The 4,986-nt window shown below is 27.9% G+C and carries 6 protein-coding genes; 2 read left to right on the plus strand and 4 right to left on the minus strand.

Features of this window, described 5'->3' with window-relative positions; translation table 11 throughout:
* Positions 1 to 64: 64 nt before the first annotated feature.
* The 4 genes from adhP to rpiB all read right to left on the minus strand — a co-directional run bounded on the left by adhP (position 65) and on the right by rpiB (position 2,871).
* Entirely contained in the window at positions 65 to 1,108 is a 1,044-nt protein-coding gene (adhP, locus tag AYC60_RS08135) for an alcohol dehydrogenase AdhP (RefSeq protein ID WP_067323420.1), read from the minus strand.
* A 208-nt stretch (positions 1,109 to 1,316) separates the two neighbouring features.
* The gene (locus tag AYC60_RS08140) at positions 1,317 to 2,081 is read right to left on the minus strand and encodes a TrmH family RNA methyltransferase (RefSeq protein WP_067323423.1); all 765 of its coding nucleotides are present in this window, start codon (positions 2,079 to 2,081) and stop codon (positions 1,317 to 1,319) included.
* Positions 2,081 to 2,419 (minus strand): histidine triad nucleotide-binding protein, encoded by a 339-nt coding sequence (locus AYC60_RS08145; protein WP_067323426.1) that lies wholly within the window; start codon positions 2,417 to 2,419, stop codon positions 2,081 to 2,083. Before AYC60_RS08145 ends, AYC60_RS08140 begins: the two co-directional genes overlap by 1 nt.
* Positions 2,419 to 2,871, minus strand: coding sequence for a ribose 5-phosphate isomerase B (gene rpiB / locus AYC60_RS08150; RefSeq protein WP_067323429.1), 453 nt, complete (start codon positions 2,869 to 2,871; stop codon positions 2,419 to 2,421). The genes AYC60_RS08145 and rpiB overlap by 1 nt, the downstream gene beginning before the upstream one ends.
* 165 nt (positions 2,872 to 3,036) lie before the next feature.
* Here rpiB and AYC60_RS08155 point away from each other — a divergent pair, with 165 nt between their 5' ends.
* Positions 3,037 to 3,957, plus strand: coding sequence for a carbohydrate kinase family protein (locus AYC60_RS08155; protein WP_067323432.1), 921 nt, complete (start codon positions 3,037 to 3,039; stop codon positions 3,955 to 3,957).
* Positions 3,958 to 3,965: 8 nt separating this feature from the next.
* Positions 3,966 to 4,880 carry a pseudouridine-5'-phosphate glycosidase gene (locus tag AYC60_RS08160; RefSeq protein ID WP_067323435.1) on the plus strand — a complete coding sequence of 305 codons (915 nt, stop codon included), beginning with the start codon at positions 3,966 to 3,968 and terminating at the stop codon, positions 4,878 to 4,880.
* The last annotated feature ends 106 nt before the right edge of the window (positions 4,881 to 4,986 follow it).

Here is a 4,986-nt window from a genome sequence, read left to right on the forward strand (position 1 = left end):
CAGTTTTTTGGTACATGTTCTTATAGCTATAATCCTTTTATTCTAATAATTATTTATTTTATAATTAATGTTGGCATCCGCATCCGCATTTATGTTTTCTAAAATCAATAACCATACGTCCTTGGATAGTTCCTCTTTCCATTTCATCAAAGATTGCAACTGCATCTTCAACTGGTCTAGTTTGTACAACTGGTACTACTAATCCCATTGCACCAAATTCAAATGCTTCTTTTAAGTCTTCTCTTGTTCCAACTAATGAACCAATAATTTCAATTCCTTTTAATACTGTAGAAACAATTGAAACGTCCATAGTTTCAGAAGGTAATCCAACTGCAACTACTCTTCCTGCAGGTCTTGCTGAATCAATTGCTTGGTTAAATGCAACTTTAGATACAGCTGTAACAACTGAAATATGTGCTCCTAATTCAGTTAATTCCATGATTTTTTTAACTGGATCTTCTTTTAATCCGTTGATTATATAATCAGCACCAACTTCTTTTGCTAAAGCTAATTTGTCATCGTTAATATCTACTGCTATTACACGAGTATTAAATACTTTTTTAGCATATTGAACAGCTAAGTTTCCAAGTCCTCCTGCACCCCATATAACAACCCATTGACCAGGTTGAGGTCTTCCTACTTTAATTGCTTTATATGTAGTAACTCCTGCACATGTAATTGAACTTGCTTGTGCTGGGTCTAATCCTTCAGGAACTTTAACTGCATAATCAGCTGTAACTATACATTCTTCAGCCATTCCACCATCTGCTGAATAACCAGCATTTTTAACTGATTGACATAAAGTTTCATTACCATTTACACAATATTCACATCTTCCGCATCCTTCAAAGAACCATGCGATAGAAACTCTATCCCCAGGAACTAATGAAGTAACTCCTTCAGCAACTTCTCTAACTATTCCTATTCCTTCGTGTCCTAAAACTCTTCCAGAAACTTTTCCAAAATCTCCATGTGCAACGTGTAAATCAGTATGGCAAACACCACAATATTCAACGTCAACTAAAGCTTCTCCTGCTTTAATTGGTCTTAATGTTTTTTCAACTACTTCAACACCAGTTGATTCTTGATTAACTACTACTGCTCTCATACTCATATCATCCTTTCATATTCAAATTAATAATTTCACTATTAATATAACACATTAATACTGAATAATCAATTATGAAAATACAAAATTCAGTCTTAGTTATTTAACTGCATTGCCATTTTAATAAATTATAGTAAAAAAACACAAGTAAATACTTGTGTTTTAATAAGTAATATTTTTTTAACTAAATTACATTTTTTATTCAGTATTAATCCATTTCTCTCATCTTATACAGAAACACACCTAATGCAATAGATACATTCAATGATTCAATATTTCCATAAATTGGTATTATAGCTTTTTGATTAGATATATCTAAAAATTCATTAGATACTCCTCCACCTTCATTACCAAAAATATATGCATTTTTATCACTAATTAATTCAACATTTCTATAATCTATACTTTCTTTACTTAAGGCTGTCGAAATAATATTATAATTATTGTTTTTTAAAAAATCTATAATTTTTTCTTTATCTTCATATATAATATTCACATTAAAAATTCCACCCATAGTAGCTCTAACAACTTTAGGGGAATAAACATCTACTGATGATTTAGTAAGTATTAATGTTCTATAACCTGTAGCAACTAAAGTTCTAATTATAGTTCCAATATTACCTGGATCTTGTATAGCATCAAGTATAATTAAATCACCTTTTAGTTCTGATAAATTAGAAGAATGTTTTGAATATATAAAAATAAGACCTTGGCTATTATCCTGAGTACTAATACTATCAAATAATTTATCTGAAAGTACTGTTAAATTTTCAAATTTAGATATCCCATATTTACTTTCATAGTATGAGTATTTACTTTCTTTAACAATTATTTTAGAAAAATTTTTTTGTTCTTCTAAAAATTTTTCTCCCTCTGCTAAAAATACCCCTGATTCATCTCTATATTTTTTTTCTTTTAATTTTTTTATCAATTTGTAATATCTATTATCTGTACTAACTATTACATCTTTCATCAAGCCATTACTCCCAACTTTTCACCAGCTAAAATATGATAATGTATATGGAATACTGTTTGTCCTGCATCTGCATTAATATTTGTTACCACTCTATATCCACTTTCATTTACACCAAGTAATCTAGCAATTTTTGCTATTGTTAATTGTAATTTACCTAATAAAATTATATCTTCATCTGTTGCATTATCTAAATTTTTAATTTCTTTTCTAGGTATAACTAACACATGTATTTTTGCTGCAGGCGCTATATCTTCAAAAGCTAAAAACTCTTCATCTTCATATACTATTTTTGCTGGTATTTCCTTATCTATTATTTTTTTAAAAATTGTTGACATTATTCTATCACTCCATTTGTACATCCACATTCAATTTTTGAAATTCTATTACTATGTCTTCCACCTTCAAATTCAGCACTTAAAAATGCATCTACACAAGATTTAGCAAGTTCTATACCTGTAACTCTTGCTCCAAGTACTAATATATTTGCATCATTATGTTGTCTTGAAAGTCTAGCACATAATTCATTTGTAACTAACGCTGCTCTTATTCCAGATATTCTATTAGCTGCTATAGAAATACCAATACCAGTACCACAAATCAACATACCGAAATTAGCCTCTTTTTCTAAAACTTTTTTTGAAACTTCTTTTGCAATATCTGGATAATCTACAGAATCTACACTATCTGTACCTACATTTATTACTTCTATTCCTTTTGATAATAAATGTCCTACTAATTGATTTTTAAAATCTACACCTGAATGATCATTTCCTATAACAATTTTCATTTTCATCACCTTTCAATTACATTAATATATTTAAATTTTATCATATTAATATATTTTTTTAAAGGTTTATTAGCTTTTTTATTCATTTTAATGAATATTTTTATTAATTGACTATGTAGTATATTCGTGATAAACTTAAATATATATATAAAAAAGAGGTGTATTATGATTTGTATTATCGGTGGTGCAAATATAGACATACAAGGATTTTCATATAATTCTATCATACTTAATGATTCAAATCCTGGAAAAATAGAAAAAGGATTTGGAGGTGTTGCTAGAAATATTACTGAAAATCTATCTCATTTGAATGTAAAAACAAAATTCATAGCACCTATAGGTGATGATGAATTTTCTGTTTCATTATTAGAATATATGAAAAAAAAGAATGTTGATATGTCAGAATCTCTAATAATTCCGGGAGAATCTTTATCTACATACTTATCTGTATTAAATGATGAAAATGAGATGATAGTAGCAATTTCAAGTATGTCAATTTTAGAAAAATTAAAAATAGAATTTATTAAGGAAAAGGAAAAATATATTAAAGCTTCTGACCTTTTAGTAATTGATACTAACCTACGTCAAGATGTAATTGAATATATTTCAACTTTCGATAAAAAAATTATAGTTGACTTAGTTTCAACTACAAAAGCAAAAAAAATCAAAAATGTTCTTAATAAAATTCACTCTATAAAACCTAATAAAATTGAAGCTGAATTTTTAACTGGAATAGAAATCGTAGATGAGAATTCTATGAAATTAGCATGTGAAAAATTACTATCACAAGGAATAAAAAATATCTTTATTACCTTAGGTAAAGATGGTGTCTTTTATATGAATGAAAAAAAATATGGATTAATTAACAATCCAAATATTAATGCAATTGATATTACTGGTGCTGGAGATGCATTTACTGCTGGTATAGCATATTCAATAGAAAAAGATTATGATATTGAAAAGACTGCTAAAGTTGCACTTTCAATGTCAGTGATAAACGTCACAAATTTAGGTACATGTTACCAAAATTTAAATGAAGATTTATTAAATACTACGCTAAAAAAATATTTTAATATAGAATTATAGGAGGAAAAATGAAACAATATTTAGAAATTAACCCAATAGTAAAAGAAGCTTTAGAAAACAATAAACCTGTTGTAGCTCTTGAGTCTACAATAATATCACATGGAATGCCTTATCCTCAAAATGTGGAAGTTGCATTAGAAGTAGAAAAAATAGCTAGAGAAAATGGTGTAATTCCAGCTACAATAGGTATAATAAATGGTAAATTAAAAGTTGGTTTAACTGAAGATGAAATTAATTTTTTAGGAAAAGAAGGATTAAATGTACCAAAAGTTAGTAGACGTGATTTAGCATATGTTGTTAGTAATGGTTTAAATGGTGCAACTACTGTTGCAACTACTATGATAATTGCAGCATTAGCTGGAGTTAAAATATTTGCAACAGGAGGTATAGGTGGTGTTCATAGAAATGCTGAAGTAACTATGGATATATCTGCTGATTTAGAAGAATTAGCACAAACTAATGTCGCTGTAATTTGTGCCGGAGCAAAATCAATACTTGATTTACCTTTAACTTTAGAATACTTAGAAACAAAAGGTGTACCTGTATTAGGGTATAAAACTAAAGAATTACCTGCATTCTACACTATTAAAAGTGGCTACAATTTAGATTATGCTATAGAAACTCCAGAAGAATTTGCTAAATTATTAAAAACTAAATGGGATCTGTGTTTAAATGGCGGAGTTGTAATAGCAAATCCAATCCCAGAAGAATATGCAATGGATTTTGATACTATAACTAATGCAATAAATGAAGCTTTAGAAGAAGCTGAAAAATCAGGAATAAAAGGTAAAGATTCTACTCCATTCTTATTAGATAAAGTAAAGAAAATTACTGCAGGTAAATCATTAAATGCTAATATACAATTAGTATACAACAATGTTAGATTAGCTGCAAATATTGCAAAAGAATTAGTTAAATTATAGTAATAAAAAAGGGGCTGTTCCGAAATAGCCTAAAAAAATTATGGAGAATTCTAAATTTTTTAGAATCCTCCATTTTTTTTAACAATTTTTAACCTTTTATTTCAAT

The organism is Streptobacillus felis, from assembly GCF_001559775.1.
GTDB lineage: Bacteria > Fusobacteriota > Fusobacteriia > Fusobacteriales > Leptotrichiaceae > Streptobacillus > Streptobacillus felis.